Here is a 15,278-nt window from a genome sequence, read left to right as displayed (position 1 = left end):
TTGTCGAATCCGGAAGGCTCTCCTAGGTTCGCCGTCCACACCCTTTATGTCGCACCGCCCCGAATCCACCGAGAAGCTGCCCCGCGGCACGGTCGCCCTGCCGGCGGCGTCGATCGGCGTGATGTCGCTGGTGCTGGCGGTGGGCTTCCAAGCGCTCGGCTTGCTGAATCGGCTCGATGGAGCCCTGCTCGGCGCGATCCGTCAGGCGGGCCTCGGCGGTGATCCGGTGGCGCAGCCGCCATGGATCGGCTGGGCCATCGCGCTGGTGGTGGCCTTCGCGCTGCCGATGGCGATCCTGGAAACCCCGACCCACTGGCGTCGCACGGTGCTGTGGCTTTCGGCGGTCGCGGTGGTGCTGGCCGTCTGGCCGGTGCTGGCGCTTTCCGCGAAATGGTGGCCGATGGCTCCATCCGTGGTGGCGGTGGCGTGGAGCGGCCTGTGTGCGAAGATTTACGCCTCCCGGCACCACATGCCGTGCGAGGGGGGCGACGCCGGTCGCCGACTCAAGCCCGGCCCTGTGAGATAATCCCATGGCACGCGCGGAATATCCCGAGGCGGTGAGCGCCCTGGTCGGCGAACTGAAGCGCCTGCCAGGTGTCGGTCCGCGCAGCGCCGAACGCATCGCCATCTGGCTGCTCCAGCACCCGCGTGCCGAGCCCTTGGCCCTCGCCGAGGCTCTTCAGGCGGCGAAGGAAACCGTGATCTCCTGCGAGGTCTGCGGCTTTTTCGCCACCCGCGAATCCTGCGGGATCTGCGACGATCCGAAGCGCGATCCCTCCGTGCTGTGCGTGGTGGAACAGGCCACCGACGTCCTGCCGCTGGAGCGTTCCGGTGCCTTCAAAGGCCGCTACCATTGCCTCGGCGGAAAACTCTCGCCGCTCGACCGCGTCTCGCCCGAGGACCTGCGGATTCCGGCGCTGGTGGCCCGTCTCGATGCCACCCCCGGTGTCGAGGTGATCCTCGCGCTCGGGGCCGATGTGGAGGGCGAGGCGACCTCGAACTACCTCGCCGACCTGCTGCGCGGCAAGGACTGCCGCATCACCCGCATCGCGCAGGGCTTGCCCGCGGGCGGTGGACTGGACCATGCTGACGAACTCACGCTGATGCGCGCGCTCGAAGGCCGCCGCGCGTTCTGACACAAGGTGGGTTGGCCCTCAGGCCTTCTGTCTCTCAACTCTCAACTTTCAGCTCTCAACTTCCACCATGCCCGGTCCTCCCCGTCGCCCGTTCCGCCGTCCCGGCCAGCCCATGCGCCCCGGACCGCCGCCGCCTCCCAAGGACAAGGGCTGGGACCCGGTGGCCGCTTGGTATGACAAACTCGTCGGCGAGGATGGCTCGGACTACCACAAGCACGTCATCCTGCCCGCCACGCTGAAGCTCCTCGACCCGAAGGAAGGCGAGTCGGTGATCGACGTCTGCTGCGGCCAGGGCGTGCTGGTCCGGCCGCTGCTGGAAACCGGGATCGCCCGTTTCACCGGGGTCGATGCCAGCCCGAAGCTCATCGAGGCCGCCCAGAAGCGCCATGGCCAGAACCCGCGGGTGAAGTTCTTCACCGCCGATGCCTGCCAGCCCGGGAAGTGGGCGGATGCCTCCCACGATGCCGCCACCTGCCTGATGGCCGTCCACGACGTGCCCGATCCGGTGGCGATGTTCAGCAACGTGGCCAAGGCGCTGAAACCCGGCGGCCGCGCCGTGATGGTCTTCATGCACCCGTGCTTCCGCATCCCGCGTCAGTCCCACTGGGGCTGGGACGCCGAGCACAAGATCCAGTACCGCCGCCTCGACCGCTACGGTTCCCAGCTCGACATCCCGATCACCACTCATCCGGGCCGGAAATCGGGCGAGCTGACGATGTTCCACCACCGCCCGCTGTCGGAGCTTCTGAGCGCGCTCGGCCAGGGCGGACTCGGCGTGGTGGCATGCGAAGAGCTTTACAGCCATCGCCGCTCCCAGCCCGGTCCCCGCAGCCGCGGCGAACACCGTGCCGCGAAGGAATTCCCCATGTTCATCGCTCTCAAGGCCTTGCGCCTGGGCTGAAAGACCCGTTACGGTTTTGCGGTTTCAATGATTCCAATCGACTGATTTGAAATGATTTCGAAGCCACAGAAGTCCGATCCCGCCACCTCGTGGGCGGGAGAACTCGCGGCCTCGTTCGCGGGACCCGGCGGCAGCGTGCCGCTTCCTCTCGAACGACTGTTGGACGACCTCTCCGGGCTGGTCTTTTTCATCAAGGACCGGGAAGGACGCTACCTGTGGGTGAACCGCACGCTGGTCGACCGCTGCGGGCTTTTTGAAAAAGCCCCGCTGATCGGCAAGCGTCCGTCCGACCTTTTCCCGGAAACGCTGGCTCCGTTCTACGAGCGCCAGGACGAGCGCGTGATCCGCCTTGGCAAGCCGCTCATCGACCAGCTCGAGCTGCATTTCTACCCGGGCCGCCGCCGCGGTTGGTGCCTCACCAGCAAGTATCCGATCTTCGCACCGGGGGCCGTCCAGGCGTCCGGGGTGCTGGGGGTTTCCCGCGATGTGGAAACCTCGTCCCGCGGTGCGAAAAACCGCGGCTTCCCGGAGCTTTCCAAGGCGCTCCAGCTCATCCAGCAGCGAATCGCCGAACCGCCCTCGTTGGCGGAACTCGCCGAGGCCAGCGGCCTTTCGCCGAGCCAGTTCGCGCAGTGGACCGAGCGCCTGTTCCACCTCACGCCGAAGCAGCTCGTGATGAAGGCCCGCATCGACGAGGCCCTGCATCTGCTGGCGACCAGCGACGAGCCCTTGTCGGACATCGCGCTGGCCACCGGCTTCTGCGACCAGAGCGCCTTCACCCGGCATTTCCACCGCTTCACCGGTATGCCGCCCGGTGCTTTCCGCCAGCAGGTCCGGGGGCGGTGAGACAAAAGAACCGGGACATTCCTGTCCCGGTTCGGAAAGCGAAGAACGGGACAGGAATGTCCCTGCTCCTTGGGTTGCTCAGGACTCCAGCGCCTTGAGGATCTGGCGGCGCAGTTCCACGGCATCGACCTCGCCACTTTGGCGCCAGACGATCTTGCCGCCGGGGGTGACGAGGATCGAGTGCGGCAGGGCACCGGTCCACTCGGAGTCGATGGCTTCCGCGCACTTGTCGGGATTGCCGCCGGTCCAGTGGTAGTTGCCGGTGGTGCGGCCTTCGTCCTGGAGCGACTTCTCGTTCTCCTTCACCACCGCGGCGTGGCGGCTGGTGAGGAACTTCTCGACCTTCGAGCGGTCTTCCTTCGGATCGAAGCTCACCGAAATGAATTCGAAACCGCGGGTTTCGAAACGGCGGGCGGTGTCGACCAGCGTCGGGAATTCCGCCACGCACGGGCCGCAGGTGGTCGACCAGAAATTGATCAGGCGCACGTTCTTCGAGGTGTTCGAGCGCAGCTTCTTCGCGATCTCGGCATCGAGGTCGGCCACGGTCACCGGGCGGGCTTCCCAGGCGGCCTGGTCGGCGGCCACGGCGTCCTTCTTGGTGAGCCACTTGGTCGAGCAACCGAGCGAGCGGGTGACCGGCTCCTTCACTTCCTGGCCGGCGAGCAGGGAGTTGATCGCGTCGACCACGTAGCTCTTTTCCACCGGGGCCTTCGAGCGACCGGCGTCGTCCATGCGGCCGGTGTAGCGCAGCTTGCGATCGGCATCGAACACGAACACGTGCGGCGTCGATTGCGCGCCGCAGGCGATGGCGAATCCCTGGGTCGCGCCGTCGTAGAGGTAGGGCAGGGTCCAGCCGTGGTCCTTGGCGAAGGGCTTCATTTCCGCCTCGGAGTCTCCGTAGGGCGAATAGCCGAGTTCATCCGGACGCAGGCCGATCTCGTTGTTCGAGTTCACCGCCACCACGGACACGCCCTTGTCCTTGAAGGTCTGGTAGAGGGTTTCGGTGCGGCCGGCGGCGGCGACGGAATCCGGGCAGTGGTTGCACGTGAAAATCACGGCCAGCACCTTCGAGGAGGAGTATTCGGCGAGCGTGTGGGTCTTGCCATCGATGCCGGGCAGCGAGAAATCCGGGGCCGGGGAACCGATCGGCAGGACCTTCGGGGCATCGGCGGCGGAAACGGCCACCACGGCGGCCAGCCAGAGGGAGGAGACGGAGCGCAGCAATGTCATGCCACCATCCCAATCCCCCGGGCCGCCGGGAGGCAAATTCAAATCACAAAAACACGCCGGGACGTTTGTTCGTGAAAGATCCACCCGCGTCCCGCGTGGGTCAGTTCCCGGTGACCGGAGAGACCCGCACGAACAAGCGTTTGTCCGCCCCGGCGGGCAGCAGCGCGGGCGGCAGGGTGATCCGGGTGGTGGTGGCGGGCCAGTTGGCGGCCTTGCAGGTGGCCACCGTGGTCCAGGTCTGGAGATTGGTGGAGAGCTTCACGCTGTAGCTGCGCCCCGGCACGGTGCGGAGATCGACGTTCGCGCCCTGGCTGGCCGATTCTGGCCGGACATCGAGCAGCATCAGCAGGCTGGTGCGGTCCAGCGGGTTGGTTCCGGCTTGGCGCTCCATCGCATCGCTCATGCCATCGCCATCGGAGTCCTTGGTCCCGGACAAGGTGGCGAGCGAGGAGGTGAAGGCCAGTTCCCAACTGTCCGGCAGCCCGTCGTTGTCCTCGTCCTCCTGGCCGCCGAACCCGAGCGAGACCGAGAACCAATAGCTGCGCACCTGGTCGGTCAGCGGATAGCCGCGCAACACCGGTGCCTGTCCGACGGTGATGGCGCTTCCGACATTGGTGACGTCGTAGCAGTAGAAGATCGAGTCCCCGCCGTAGGTGAAGGACACCGCGCCGTTCTGAGTGCCACCGGTGCCGTCCGGCAGCGAGTCCATGAACCCGGGGGCCACCGTCTCGCCCGGGCCGATCGAGATCCGCACCGGGGTGTTGGAGAAGGGCAGGTCGTTCGCTCCCAAGCTATAACCGCTGCGGCTGGTGCCGATCGCCAGCACGGTGAAATCGTTGTCGGCATTGACCCGCACGATGAAGGGCGTGAGCGGATCGGTGACGCGGGAGGCATGGAAACGGAACCTCTCCACGCTAACGATCATCGGCACGGCGGTGGTGTTGGTGAAGATGTCGCTCTCGTTGATGACGAGGTTCGAGTTCGCGCCATCGGCGGCGGCTCCGGCCGGAGCGGCGGGACCATTGCCGAGCTGGAGCTCCGTGATGAGGTAGCTGATCGTGTAGAAGTAATCGCGGTGCAGGTTGGTCATCACGTTCGCACCCGGCAGCGGGGCCTGGCCGAGGGTGACTGATCCGGCGTTGTTGTCGTAGTCTCCGCCGCCATACCAGATCTCCGCGCCGCCGTCGCGCCAGTCGATGATACCCGCCAGCGTGCCGCCACTGCCGTTCGGGTAGGTGTCGAGGAAGCCGGTCGCGATCTTGTCGCCGGGTTGCAGCGCGATGACCGTGGCCCCATCGGAGAATGGCAGGTCGTTGAAGCCGAGGCCATACACCAGCCGCGTGGTGCCGATCGCCAGCACGGTGAAGTTGTTGTCGCCATTGACCTTCACGAGGAACGGCGTGACCGGGTCGCCGGTGCGGCCGGCGTTGAATTTGAAACGGTCGATCACCACGCTGATGGCCCGGCCGGTGGTGTTGGTGTAGGTCGAGGTCTCGTTGATGACGATGTTCGAGTGCCAGCCGTCCGGCCCATGGGCTCCCGCGGGCGTGGTGCCGGGCATGCCCAGCGTGCCGCCACCGTAGAAGCTCTGCGTCTTCGTGCACGAGTTCGCGTCCATGCCGAGGATCCAGGTGGCGACCCGCGTGACCGCTTCCTGGTCGACGATTCCCTTCGCCAGCGGCGGCATGGAGCAGCACTCGTCGATCGTATTCATGCGCTGGAACAGGATCGAGCTGTCGAGGTTGCCGGGTTTCACCACCGCGGCGTTGGGCTTGCCGAGGCCATCGATCACCGGGCCGCAGATCAGCGATTGGTTCACCAGCGGCGTGGTCAAACGGGCATCGAAGTAGGCGCGCGAACTCCCGCCCGGGTGGTGGCAGTGCGAGCAATTGCTGTCGAAATACGAGCGCACCCAGCGTTCGTCCGTCACGGTGGGATCGTGCGCTCCGGCGGAGGTGAGTACGTTGGCCAGCGAGCTCGCCGTGAGTGTCTGCGGCAGGTAGCCTGCCACGCTCAGCGACTCGATCTGGTTGGCGGTGAAACCTCCGGGATAAGCATAATCGCGGTTCAACTGGCGGGTGCGGAACCCGAGCACCGGACCCGCGGCGGCGGTGTGGCAGCGGTTGCATTGCACGCGGGAGGGGTAGAGATACTCAAAGGTGTTCGCGCCGATGTGGAGCTGCTCGGTGCCGCCGTTTTCAAGCAGGTCGGCATCGGTGCCATCGGCGCGCCACTTGTAGGTCACGCCGCCCCAGCCATCGGTGCCGTGGACCAGCAGCCGCGTTTCCAGCGCCGCACCGGTGTCGGGCCGGGCGAAGTGCTTCACGAACACGGTGCCGGTGGGGAGCTGCCATGCATCGTTCTCGCTGTAGGTGATCTGTTCGGCCGCGGAGTTCGGGATGCCGTCGTTCGGGATCATCACCCAGCGCTTCTTCTCCATGCCCGCGCTCCACAGCGGCATGTTGACGTCATAGGGAATCAGGCCGGGGGCGGGGGATAGGGTGGTCACATTGGAGAACACGCCGGTCTGCGACAGCTTCGCGGGATAGGTCCAGGTGCCACCACCGGGCGCGCCCTGCGGCTTGATCCGCGAGATGATGCCGCCGCCCGTCACGCCCGCGCCCATCTGGAGCAGCAGTGGCTCGCCGTGGGAATCGACGCCGAACGAGCAGATCCCGTCCCACAGCGCTCCGGCGCGGCCTTGTCCGAACTGCTCGACCGAGACCACCGTTTGCGTGGCGGTGTTGTAATCCAGCGCGTAGAGCAACTGCGTGCCGTTGTCGCCGAACAGATACTTCCCGGAGAGAGTCGGGATCGCCGTGCCGCGGTAAACGTGGCCGCCGATGATGCAACTCCCGACACTGTGGGAGTAATCGTACACCGGCCCGCGCGAGGTGCCGATGAGCGGGCTTGGCGCGGCCCGGAACCCCGCGGCGGTGCCTTCCTGGTAGTTCCACTGGAAATTGAGTCCCGCGGCATCCACCACATCGACCTCCTCGCGGTTGCTGGCCCCCACATCGCCGATCCAGAACAGGCCGGTGGTGGTGTCGAAGCTCATCCGGTGCGGCTCGCGCAGGCCGATGGCGTAGAATTCCTCCAAGGTGCCGCCGGTGGCATCCTGCCACGGATTGCTACTGGGGACGTAGTATCCCTGGGTGTAGGAACCGGAGCCGCCCGGTTGGCGGCGGATCGGGTGGCTGATGGCCCCGCCCTGCATGTCCACATCCAGCCGCCAGATCCCGGAGCGGGCTCGGTCGTTGATCTTCTGGGTGTGCGGGCTGGAGTCGCCGCTTTCCGTGCCCTCGTCGCCGAACGCGATGTGGAGGAAACCATCCGCGCCGAACGCCATGCCGCCGCCCTCGTGGCCCTTGGTGGTGTCGTATTGCTGGATCAGGATCAGCTCGCTCGATGGCGTGAACGACGTGCCGTTCCAGGTGAAGCGCGCCAGCCGGTCGTAGAACGGCGGGTTCGCGTTCGGCTGGTCGTTGTCGTTGTGGAGGTAGTAGACGTAGAGGTAGTCCTTCCCGAGCCCTTGTCCGAACTTCGGGTGAAAGACGGTCGAGAAGATGCCGCCGTGTTTCTCGCCGTAGTTGTCGTTGTCCCAGTTCAGGTACCAGACGCGGTCGGTGATATCGAGGACGAGCTGGCGGGTGGTGGCGCTGTCGTTGTCCGCCACTTTGTAGAGGCGGCCGTCCATTTCCGCGACCAGCAGGTTGCCCGGAGTCCCCGGCCACGCCCGCGCGTCGATCGGCGAGTCCCACGACAGCGCCGGAAACGCCTTCTCCACCACCACACCGGTCGGGACGATCGAAAGCGTGGGCAGCACGCCATTCGAAAACGCGCCCACCGCCTTCGGTCCGCCGAAGCCGCTGAAGCCCTCGATGTTCGGGCGGATCGACACCGCGGTGGTCGTGGGGAAATCCGCCGGCACGGTGGCCGCCGGATTCACGCCCGCGCACCACTTCAGCGCCCGCACCAGCAGCTCCTGGAAGGCCGCGCAGCGCATCCCCTCCGGGGCGGTTTCCCCGGCGAAAACGTGGCCGTAGCTCGAAGCGTAAACGCGCCCCGCTCCATAGTTCACCGTCCATTCCACCGGAAACTGGATCTGCGTCTCGGGATCCTTCGCATAGGACAGGATCGTCGTGTTCGATGCCGGCCCCCGGCAATAGCGCCACACCTCCAGGCTCGCCGCCATCCACGACGCAGGCAGCCCGGCGTGGATCGGGTGGTTGCCGAGGCGTTTCACCAGCACGTTCGTGCGGTCGCCGTGGCTGGTGTAGGAACCCTGCCCGGCCTGAAGCGTTTGCAGCGTCTCGTTGGCATTCACCACGATCGATTTCCCCGCCGTGGTGGTGCTCCAGCGCAATCCGAGCAGGTCGCCGTAGCCGGACCAATCCGCGAACGAATCCGCCGCCTCATGGAAGGCGATGAATCCTCCGCCGCCGTTCACGTAGTTCAACAGCGCCGTTTCCACCGTCGCGGGCCAGCGTGGTTGGCCGCCCGCGCCATTGCTGTAGCCGGACAGCACCACGTTGTAGGCCGCGAAATTCGGCGACCAGGTCGCCCAGGCGGGATCGTTCGCCGCCCCGGGAGTGGTGACGAAGGTCAGCTCGAAGGAGCCGTCGCGGGAGAGGATCGCGCTGAGGATCTTCTGGCGGTGTTGCCAGTCATGGTTGCTCGCGCCCTCGATGACGAGGACCTTGATCCGGTCCGCCCACGCGGGGCAGATACCGGCGATCACCAGAAATAGGGCGAACAGCAGTCGGGGGAGATTCATGTTCGTTCCGGTGGGGGAGGCCGGCGACGCGGGGGAGGACGTGAACGCACGATCCCATCATAGATGGGCGGGGATGGACAGTCATTTCGTCACGGCACGACCGTCCGAAGTCCTTGATGCAGAATCCCGGCCAACGTGGTGGAGGAATCGAAAGTGGTGGTCCCGACAGGAATCGAACCTGTACCTACGGCTTCGGAGGCCATCGTCCTATCCGTTGGACTACGGGACCATCTCCATCGCACCGGTGGCGGTGCGGGCGGAAGTGTTAGCCCCGGCTCCCCGGCTTGGCAAGGAGAAGTCTAGGGAAGTAGAGCAAGTTTCCAACTTGCTTCAGTGGTGATCTACCCCGGCCTCACCGCCCCGGCACCGGCTTCAGCGACGCCGTGATCCGGCGCTCGATGTCATCCACTACCGGACCCGCCCGGGTCATCCACGGATGGGCCAGCACCGGCACCTCGATGTTCTCGGCACGGTCCCACACGCCACTGTCGTGAGGCAGGATCACCAGGTCGTAAGGGCTGCGATAGGAGACCACCGGGATCGAGCCGAGACGGTCCTCGCTGCGCGCCAGGGCTTGGATGAAATCACTGTTCGGCAGCAGCTCGTGGGCGCCCTGGCCGCCGTAGAAACGCGAGGTCTCCGTGCCATGGTGCGGCGTTGCCACGGTGTAGAGCGCGTCGCAGCGGCTCGCGCCGCCGAGTTCCTGCAGGTAGTAGCGCGCCACCAGCCCGCCCATGCTGAAGCCCACGATCGAAATCCGCTCCTTCGGCCCGAATTGCCGGTCGATGCCCGCCTTCAACTGCTCCGCCAGTTTCGCCATGCCCTCGTGCGCGTCGGCGGGCTTCAGCGACGGCGCGTAGCAGGCGACGCCCTTGTCCTCCAGCCGATGCCGCAGCAGACCGAAGCTCAGGTTCCCGTTCTGGAAAATCCCGTGCACGAACACCACTCGCGCCCGCCCGTTCTTGAGCGTGCCGGTTTCCGACGCGGGCAAGCTGGGGACGCAGGACGTCAGCAGCAGTCCTGAAACGAGGCCGAGAATGGCGAGAAGGCGTCGCATGGCGGATCAGCCGGGTGGCCAGTCGAGCTTGCGACCCGCGAGGATGTGGACGTGCAGGTGGGGCACCGCCTCGCCCGCGTCCGGACCATTGTTCAACACCACGCGGTAACCCGCCTCCGCGAAACCTTCCTGGCGGGCGATCTCCCCGGCGGTCAGCAACAGATGGCCGAGCAGCGCCTGGTCCTCCGCCGTGGCCTTGCCGACCCGCGGGATCGGCTTGCGCGGCACCAGCAGCAGATGCACGGGCGCCTGGGGCGAGATATCACGGAAGCACACGCACAGCTCGTCCTCATGCACGAGGTTCGCGGGGATCTCCTTGTCGCAGATCTTCTCGAAGAGGGTCTTGTCGGCCATCGCCGGGAGTCTTGCATCACCCGGGCGGGGAGGCAAGGGGGCGCACGAAAAAGCCCGCCCCCGGATTCGGAAGCGGGCTTTGGAAAAGACAGCCTGCGGTTACTTCAGCGTCTCCGCGGTGTAGGGGCGGCCGACCTGGTCCTTGGTTGTGGCGCGCACCTTGGTGAACACCTCCGGCTGCACCTGCTCCGCCGTGTTCGTCCACTCGTGGCGCACGTAGGTGGCCACGTCCGCCAGTTTGGCATCGGTCATCGCCGGATTCGGATAAAGCGCGGGCATTTCGCCGGCGGGGGTGTAGGTCTCGCCATTCACCGTCACCGGACCGCTCATGCCATGGAGCAGGATCCGCGCGAGACGCTCCGGGCTGCCGGTGACATACTCGGATTTGTCGAGCGGCGGTCCGAGGTTCGGCAGCCCCTGGCCATCGGCGCCGTGGCAACCGAAGCAGGCGGCTTCCCCGACGAACATCGCCTTGCCGCGATTGAACGAGGCGAGATGCTCGCCGCTCAAGCCGGCTCCGGACACCTGCACCACCGGGCCTTTCAGGCCTTGGTCGAGCCAGGCCAAGAAGGCTGGGTCGTTGAGCTTGCCCGCGGTGGCGTTCTTGAAATCGGCGACCTTGCCTTTGAGCCCGGAGTAGGCGGCGGCCTTCACCAGCGGGTCCTTGCCATCCTTCGCCACCAGGTCGGAGAGCTTGGCGAAGGCCTCGGGCGTGCCCACCGGTCCGAGCGCGCGGGCCAGGTAGATCTTCACCTCGTCGTTGGCCGGTTGCAGCTTCGTGATGCGGTCGGCCACCTTCTTGAGCTCGGTGTCGGACAGCTTGGTCGAGGCCCACAGCGCGGAGCACACCACCTTCGGGTCCTTGGAGCCGAGACCGCTGGTCACCGGCACGGCGGTGAGCTTGCCGAGGCCTTCCAGCGTCCACAGCGCGTTGATGCTGCCGATCGGGAATCCTTCCACGCCCGCCAGCTTTTCAAGCAGCGGCACCACCGACGCGTCGTTGCGCTCGATGAGGAGGCGCTGCGCCATGTCGCGCTGCCAGCCGTTCTTGTGCGCCAGCATTTTCACCAGCGTCTCGCCGTCCAGCTTGGTCAGGTCGGTGGCGTTTTCGAGCGGGCCGGTCTTGTAGCGGATGCGGAAAATGCGTCCCTGTCCATCGGCGGGCTTGTCCAGCAGGCGGCTGGTGTATTGCTCGCGCAGATAGGTGGTCATGTAGGTTTTGTGCTGGAGCAGGCCGTGGTGCATGTCCAGCAGCAGCACGGTGCCATCCGGCGCGTTGTAGAGGTTCACCGGACGGAAGCGCTCGTCGGTGGAGGCCAGCCACTCGGTTTTGCCGAAGGGATGGCTGCCGGTGAGCTTGCCGTTCGAGTCGGTGATCTGGATCGCCTTCACCAGGTTCACCGATGGCTCCGGGGAAAGCCCGCGGCCGTACCACTCCGCCGGGAAATTCGTCCCGCGATAGATCATCGGACCGGACGCGGCGGTGGCGTTGATGAGCTTGAAGGACTTCGGGTCGAGCGTGTCCTCGTTGTAACCGTTCGTTTTCGAGATGTAGCCGCGGTTCACGCCCGGCGTCACGCGGATCGGCCAGGTCGAGTTCGGCCCGAGCTGGGTGAAATCCTTCACCTTCAAGCTCACGCCGGGGTTGCCTTCGAGCAGGTTCGGGGCCACCAGGTTGCCCCACAGGAAGGTCGAGTTGTCGTTGTAATAGAGGCGGCCGTAGTCGTCGCGGCAGATGCCCCACTGACCGCGGTTCTGGGTGGATTCCACCACCCACTTGCCGTCGATGCGGCGGATGCGTTTGTCGGACTTGGCGTTGTAGAGCCAGTTGTCGAGGCCACGGACCAAGCCGTTCGACTTGTGCTCGGGATTGCCGCCCTTGCCGCCGGCGATCCAGTCCTTCGCGACCTCCTCGGGCTCGCCGACGGCCTTCAGGCCATCACGCTTCACCCACAGCAGGCGGTAGTTGTCCACGAACAGGACGCCATCCGGGAACACCGCCACCGCGCGCGGCAGCAGGACCTTTTCCAGGAACACGGTGCGCTTGTCCGCCTTGCCATCGTGATCGGTGTCCTCCAGCACGATGATGCGGCCCTGCGGCACGTCCTCACCCTTGCCATCGATGTCCGGCATGAAGCCGATCATCTCGCACACCCAGGCACGGCCGGCGGGATCGAAATCGAGGGCCACCGGCTCGACCACCATCGGCTCGCTCGCGAACGGTTCGATCACGAAACCGGGGGCGATTTGGAAGGATTTCAGCGCCTCCTGCACCGGCAGGACCGGGGCCTTCGGCACCTGGTCGAGCGGGATGATGGGGGACATGTTGTCGTGCCCCTTGCGGTTGCCCTGCTGGGCGAACGCGAGGGTAGGGGCCAGTAGGGCGGCGAGGGCCAGGCGGGTGGTCATGGGGTTTGCGATGAGAAAATAGCAGACAGGGCGGGCATGCTTACGCTTGCTCCGGGCCATCCTTTCCCAGTTGCATGAAATTTGTCAAATTCTGAACCGGGAGCGTAACCTACCCATCCGTCTCAACCAAAACAACCGCCAAAGTTGCGGGCCGTCCGATCGATCATTTCCTTGGACGAAATGCCCATCAACTTGGAGAATTCGTTCGCGATTTCCTTCAGATTTGCCGGGTGGTTCACTCCGTTTTCCATTGGATGGGAAATGAACTCCGGCGGCGGCAACATATCCGGGGCATCGGTTTCCACCAGCACGCGGTCGACCGGCAGTTTTCGGAACGTCTCCACCACCTCCACCTTCCGCGGCTGGAGGAAGTAGCCGGAGAACGAAAAGTAGGCTCCCAGCGGGATCAGCCGCCGCGCCGTTTCGATCGAGCCATTGAACGAGTGCATCAGGAACCGTCGCGGCGGCGGCACCCGTTCGAACGATTCAAACAACGGCTGCCATGCCTTCAGGCAATGGATCACCACCGGCCGGTCGAACTCGCGGGCCAGCCGCAACTGCTCCTCGAACACGGGAGCCTGCGTGGCGATGTCCGGCTCCTTCACCCAGCGGTCCAAACCGCACTCGCCGATCGCCGCGCCGGGTGACCGATCCAGCAGCGCGTGCAGGCGGTCGGTCCAGCCGGGTTCCGCGAGGTGGGCCTTCCACGGATGGATGCCGTAGGCCGGGACAATGAAATCCGGATGGGCCTTCGCCAGCGCCCCGACCACGGGCCAATCCGCCTCGCAGGTGGCGTTCACCATGCAGCGGGTGATCCCGGCTTCCCGCATGGCGGCGATCACCGGTTCGGGATCGCCCAGCCGTGGGTCGTGCAGGTGATTGTGGGCATCGATCAAGGTCATGGCCGGGATGGACGATACACCATCGATCACCGGACCATGACCGTAAAACCACCGGGGACGATCAGTCCTCGACCTCGACGATGAGGTTGATTTCCACCGCCACGTTCAGCGGCAGCGCGCTCACGCCGAGCGCCGTGCGGGTGTGCTTGCCGCGCTCGCCGAAGATCTCCACCAGCAGTTCGGACGCGCCATTCACCACCTTCGGGTGGTCGTAGAAGTCCGGGGCGGAGCTCACGAAGCCGTTGAGCGTCACGACGCGCTTCACCTTGTCCAGCGAACCGATCTCATCGCGGATGATGGCGAGGCGGTTGAGGATGATGATGCGGGCGCCTTCGTAGGCCTCCTCGATCGAGACCTGGCCCGGCACCTGGCCGATGACCTTGCGGTCGCCATCGATCGGCAGACCGCCGGAAAGGAACAGCAGGTTTCCCGTGCGCACGCAGTTCACGTAGGCGGCGATCGGGGCGGGAACGGAAGGCAGCTTGAGACCGAGGGACTCGATCTTGGCGAGGGTGTTGTCAGTCATGGGGTCGTAAAAAGGAAATCAGTTGGCGCGCGGTTTCTGCGGTTTCACCAACACCGGCTTGTCCGGTTTGGCGTCCGTCTTGTCGGGCTTGCCATCCGGCTTCTCCGGCGGGGCCACCGGGAAATCGTCGCTCACCAGCGCCACGAGCTGCTTGCCGCTGGCGGAAAGAGAACCGGTGCCGTTGTCGCCCTTCACCAGGCCGCGGGTGAGATACTGGTGGGGGATCGAGGCGTTGGTCAGGTAGGTGATGATCGGTCCCGGCACCACCCGCTCGCTGGCGGCGAAGGACACCGGCTGGCCGGTGGCGCTGAAGGAAATCTCCCACGACTTCGCCTTGTCGGCATCGCCATGGAGCATCCAGTTGTAGCGCCGCGCGAACTCCGGGATGATGCCCTTCGAGGGCACCGTCACCCGGAAGTGGACCGGCGTGGAGGCCACGAAGGCATTGAACGTGAGCGCGGGGTTGCTGCGGCGTTCGAGGAAGAACTTGGCGGCGTCGACACCGGTGAAGTTCTGGCCGTTGAAATTGCCGTGGACGTTCTTCGCCCCGCCGATCGCCTTGTTCCAGTCGTCGTAGCGGTCCGAGATCTTCAGCACGATCTCGAGGTGGACGTGGGCGCGGGTGCGGTCGATGCCCGCGCCGGTGAAGCCCATCTTGCCGAGCGGCGCGCCGCATTTCACCGGGTCGCCCGGCTTGCAGGTGATTTCGGAAAGGTGGGCGTAGATCGAGTAGACGGCGGTGTGGTCCCAGTTGTGCTCCACCACCACGTATTTGCCGTAGTTGCTGCCACCGGCGGCCGGGCTGATGTAGGCCACGGTGCCGTCCGAGATGCTGTTGACGATGTCCAGCGGGTTGCCCGCCTTGTCCCGTTCCATCGGGGCGATGTCGATGCCCTCGTGGAACTTGCACATCACCACCTCGCCATTGATGCGGGCGGGATTCCGGACGAACCCGTAACCGCCGCCTTCCCAGGCCTTGGTGTGCTGGTTCTCGAAATCCCGGTCGATGTACATGTAGAACTTGTCCGGCTGGCCCTTGAACAGGAAATCGTTCGCGGTGGGCAGGCGGATCTCCTCCGGGCCGGCCTGGAGGAGGGAGGCGGACAGCGCCAGGAGGGCAAGAATGCGGCGGAACCTCAT

12 protein-coding genes and 1 tRNA gene are annotated in these 15,278 nt (G+C 65.7%); 4 read left to right on the top strand and 9 right to left on the bottom strand.

What is annotated here, in order from left to right; translation table 11 throughout:
- Positions 1 to 46 precede the first annotated feature (46 nt).
- From llg_RS18525 to llg_RS18510, 4 genes are all read left to right on the top strand, one after another.
- Positions 47 to 526 (top strand): hypothetical protein, encoded by a 480-nt coding sequence (locus llg_RS18525; RefSeq protein WP_338286362.1) that lies wholly within the window; start codon positions 47 to 49, stop codon positions 524 to 526.
- 4 nt (positions 527 to 530) lie between these two features.
- Positions 531 to 1,136 carry a recombination mediator RecR gene (gene recR, locus llg_RS18520; protein ID WP_338286360.1) on the top strand — a complete coding sequence of 202 codons (606 nt, stop codon included), beginning with the start codon at positions 531 to 533 and terminating at the stop codon, positions 1,134 to 1,136.
- A gap of 67 nt (positions 1,137 to 1,203) precedes the next feature.
- Complete coding sequence (locus llg_RS18515) at positions 1,204 to 2,037, top strand: class I SAM-dependent methyltransferase (RefSeq protein WP_338286358.1); 834 nt, start codon at positions 1,204 to 1,206, stop codon at positions 2,035 to 2,037.
- 51 nt (positions 2,038 to 2,088) lie between these two features.
- A complete protein-coding gene (locus llg_RS18510) occupies positions 2,089 to 2,883 on the top strand; it encodes an AraC family transcriptional regulator (RefSeq protein WP_338286357.1) in 795 nt (264 codons plus the stop codon).
- 78 nt (positions 2,884 to 2,961) lie between these two features.
- On the opposite strand, the gene llg_RS18505 is transcribed toward llg_RS18510, so the two are convergent.
- From llg_RS18505 to llg_RS18465, 9 genes are all read right to left on the bottom strand, one after another.
- Positions 2,962 to 4,113, bottom strand: a complete 1,152-nt coding sequence (locus tag llg_RS18505; protein ID WP_338286356.1) for a redoxin family protein — start codon at positions 4,111 to 4,113, stop codon at positions 2,962 to 2,964.
- 100 nt (positions 4,114 to 4,213) lie between these two features.
- Positions 4,214 to 8,890, bottom strand: a complete 4,677-nt coding sequence (locus tag llg_RS18500; RefSeq protein WP_338286353.1) for a ThuA domain-containing protein — start codon at positions 8,888 to 8,890, stop codon at positions 4,214 to 4,216.
- 154 nt (positions 8,891 to 9,044) lie between these two features.
- Positions 9,045 to 9,119 (bottom strand) — tRNA-Arg (locus tag llg_RS18495).
- A gap of 123 nt (positions 9,120 to 9,242) precedes the next feature.
- Positions 9,243 to 9,947, bottom strand: a complete 705-nt coding sequence (locus tag llg_RS18490) for an alpha/beta fold hydrolase (protein WP_338286350.1) — start codon at positions 9,945 to 9,947, stop codon at positions 9,243 to 9,245.
- Between the two features lie 6 nt (positions 9,948 to 9,953).
- Entirely contained in the window at positions 9,954 to 10,301 is a 348-nt protein-coding gene (locus llg_RS18485; RefSeq protein ID WP_338286348.1) for a histidine triad nucleotide-binding protein, read from the bottom strand.
- A 99-nt stretch (positions 10,302 to 10,400) separates the two neighbouring features.
- On the bottom strand, positions 10,401 to 12,710 hold the full coding sequence (locus tag llg_RS18480) for a c-type cytochrome (RefSeq protein WP_338286347.1): 2,310 nt from the start codon (positions 12,708 to 12,710) through the stop codon (positions 10,401 to 10,403).
- A 122-nt stretch (positions 12,711 to 12,832) separates the two neighbouring features.
- Entirely contained in the window at positions 12,833 to 13,612 is a 780-nt protein-coding gene (locus tag llg_RS18475; protein ID WP_338286346.1) for a TatD family hydrolase, read from the bottom strand.
- Positions 13,613 to 13,673: 61 nt separating this feature from the next.
- Positions 13,674 to 14,138 (bottom strand): RidA family protein, encoded by a 465-nt coding sequence (locus tag llg_RS18470; RefSeq protein ID WP_338286345.1) that lies wholly within the window; start codon positions 14,136 to 14,138, stop codon positions 13,674 to 13,676.
- An 18-nt stretch (positions 14,139 to 14,156) separates the two neighbouring features.
- On the bottom strand, positions 14,157 to 15,278 hold the full coding sequence (locus llg_RS18465) for a M23 family metallopeptidase (RefSeq protein ID WP_338286344.1): 1,122 nt from the start codon (positions 15,276 to 15,278) through the stop codon (positions 14,157 to 14,159).

Origin of the sequence: Luteolibacter sp. LG18, assembly GCF_036322585.1 — a bacterium.
Taxonomy (GTDB): Bacteria; Verrucomicrobiota; Verrucomicrobiia; order Verrucomicrobiales; family Akkermansiaceae; genus Luteolibacter.
Note: the sequence above shows the minus strand (reverse complement) of the source record. Positions and strands in the feature narration are given on the sequence as shown.

Excerpts from the sequence above, each read along its gene's own strand:
- llg_RS18525 (WP_338286362.1), top strand. The coding sequence starts at position 47 with ATGTCGCACCGCCCCGAATCCACCGAGAAGCTGCCCCGCGGCACGGTC.
- recR (WP_338286360.1), top strand. The coding sequence starts at position 531 with ATGGCACGCGCGGAATATCCCGAGGCGGTGAGCGCCCTGGTCGGCGAA.
- llg_RS18515 (WP_338286358.1), top strand. The coding sequence starts at position 1,204 with ATGCCCGGTCCTCCCCGTCGCCCGTTCCGCCGTCCCGGCCAGCCCATG.
- llg_RS18510 (WP_338286357.1), top strand. The coding sequence starts at position 2,089 with ATGATTTCGAAGCCACAGAAGTCCGATCCCGCCACCTCGTGGGCGGGA.
- llg_RS18505 (WP_338286356.1), bottom strand. The coding sequence starts at position 4,113 with ATGACATTGCTGCGCTCCGTCTCCTCCCTCTGGCTGGCCGCCGTGGTG.
- llg_RS18500 (WP_338286353.1), bottom strand. The coding sequence starts at position 8,890 with ATGAATCTCCCCCGACTGCTGTTCGCCCTATTTCTGGTGATCGCCGGT.
- llg_RS18490 (WP_338286350.1), bottom strand. The coding sequence starts at position 9,947 with ATGCGACGCCTTCTCGCCATTCTCGGCCTCGTTTCAGGACTGCTGCTG.
- llg_RS18485 (WP_338286348.1), bottom strand. The coding sequence starts at position 10,301 with ATGGCCGACAAGACCCTCTTCGAGAAGATCTGCGACAAGGAGATCCCC.
- llg_RS18480 (WP_338286347.1), bottom strand. The coding sequence starts at position 12,710 with ATGACCACCCGCCTGGCCCTCGCCGCCCTACTGGCCCCTACCCTCGCG.
- llg_RS18475 (WP_338286346.1), bottom strand. The coding sequence starts at position 13,612 with ATGACCTTGATCGATGCCCACAATCACCTGCACGACCCACGGCTGGGC.
- llg_RS18470 (WP_338286345.1), bottom strand. The coding sequence starts at position 14,138 with ATGACTGACAACACCCTCGCCAAGATCGAGTCCCTCGGTCTCAAGCTG.
- llg_RS18465 (WP_338286344.1), bottom strand. The coding sequence starts at position 15,278 with ATGAGGTTCCGCCGCATTCTTGCCCTCCTGGCGCTGTCCGCCTCCCTC.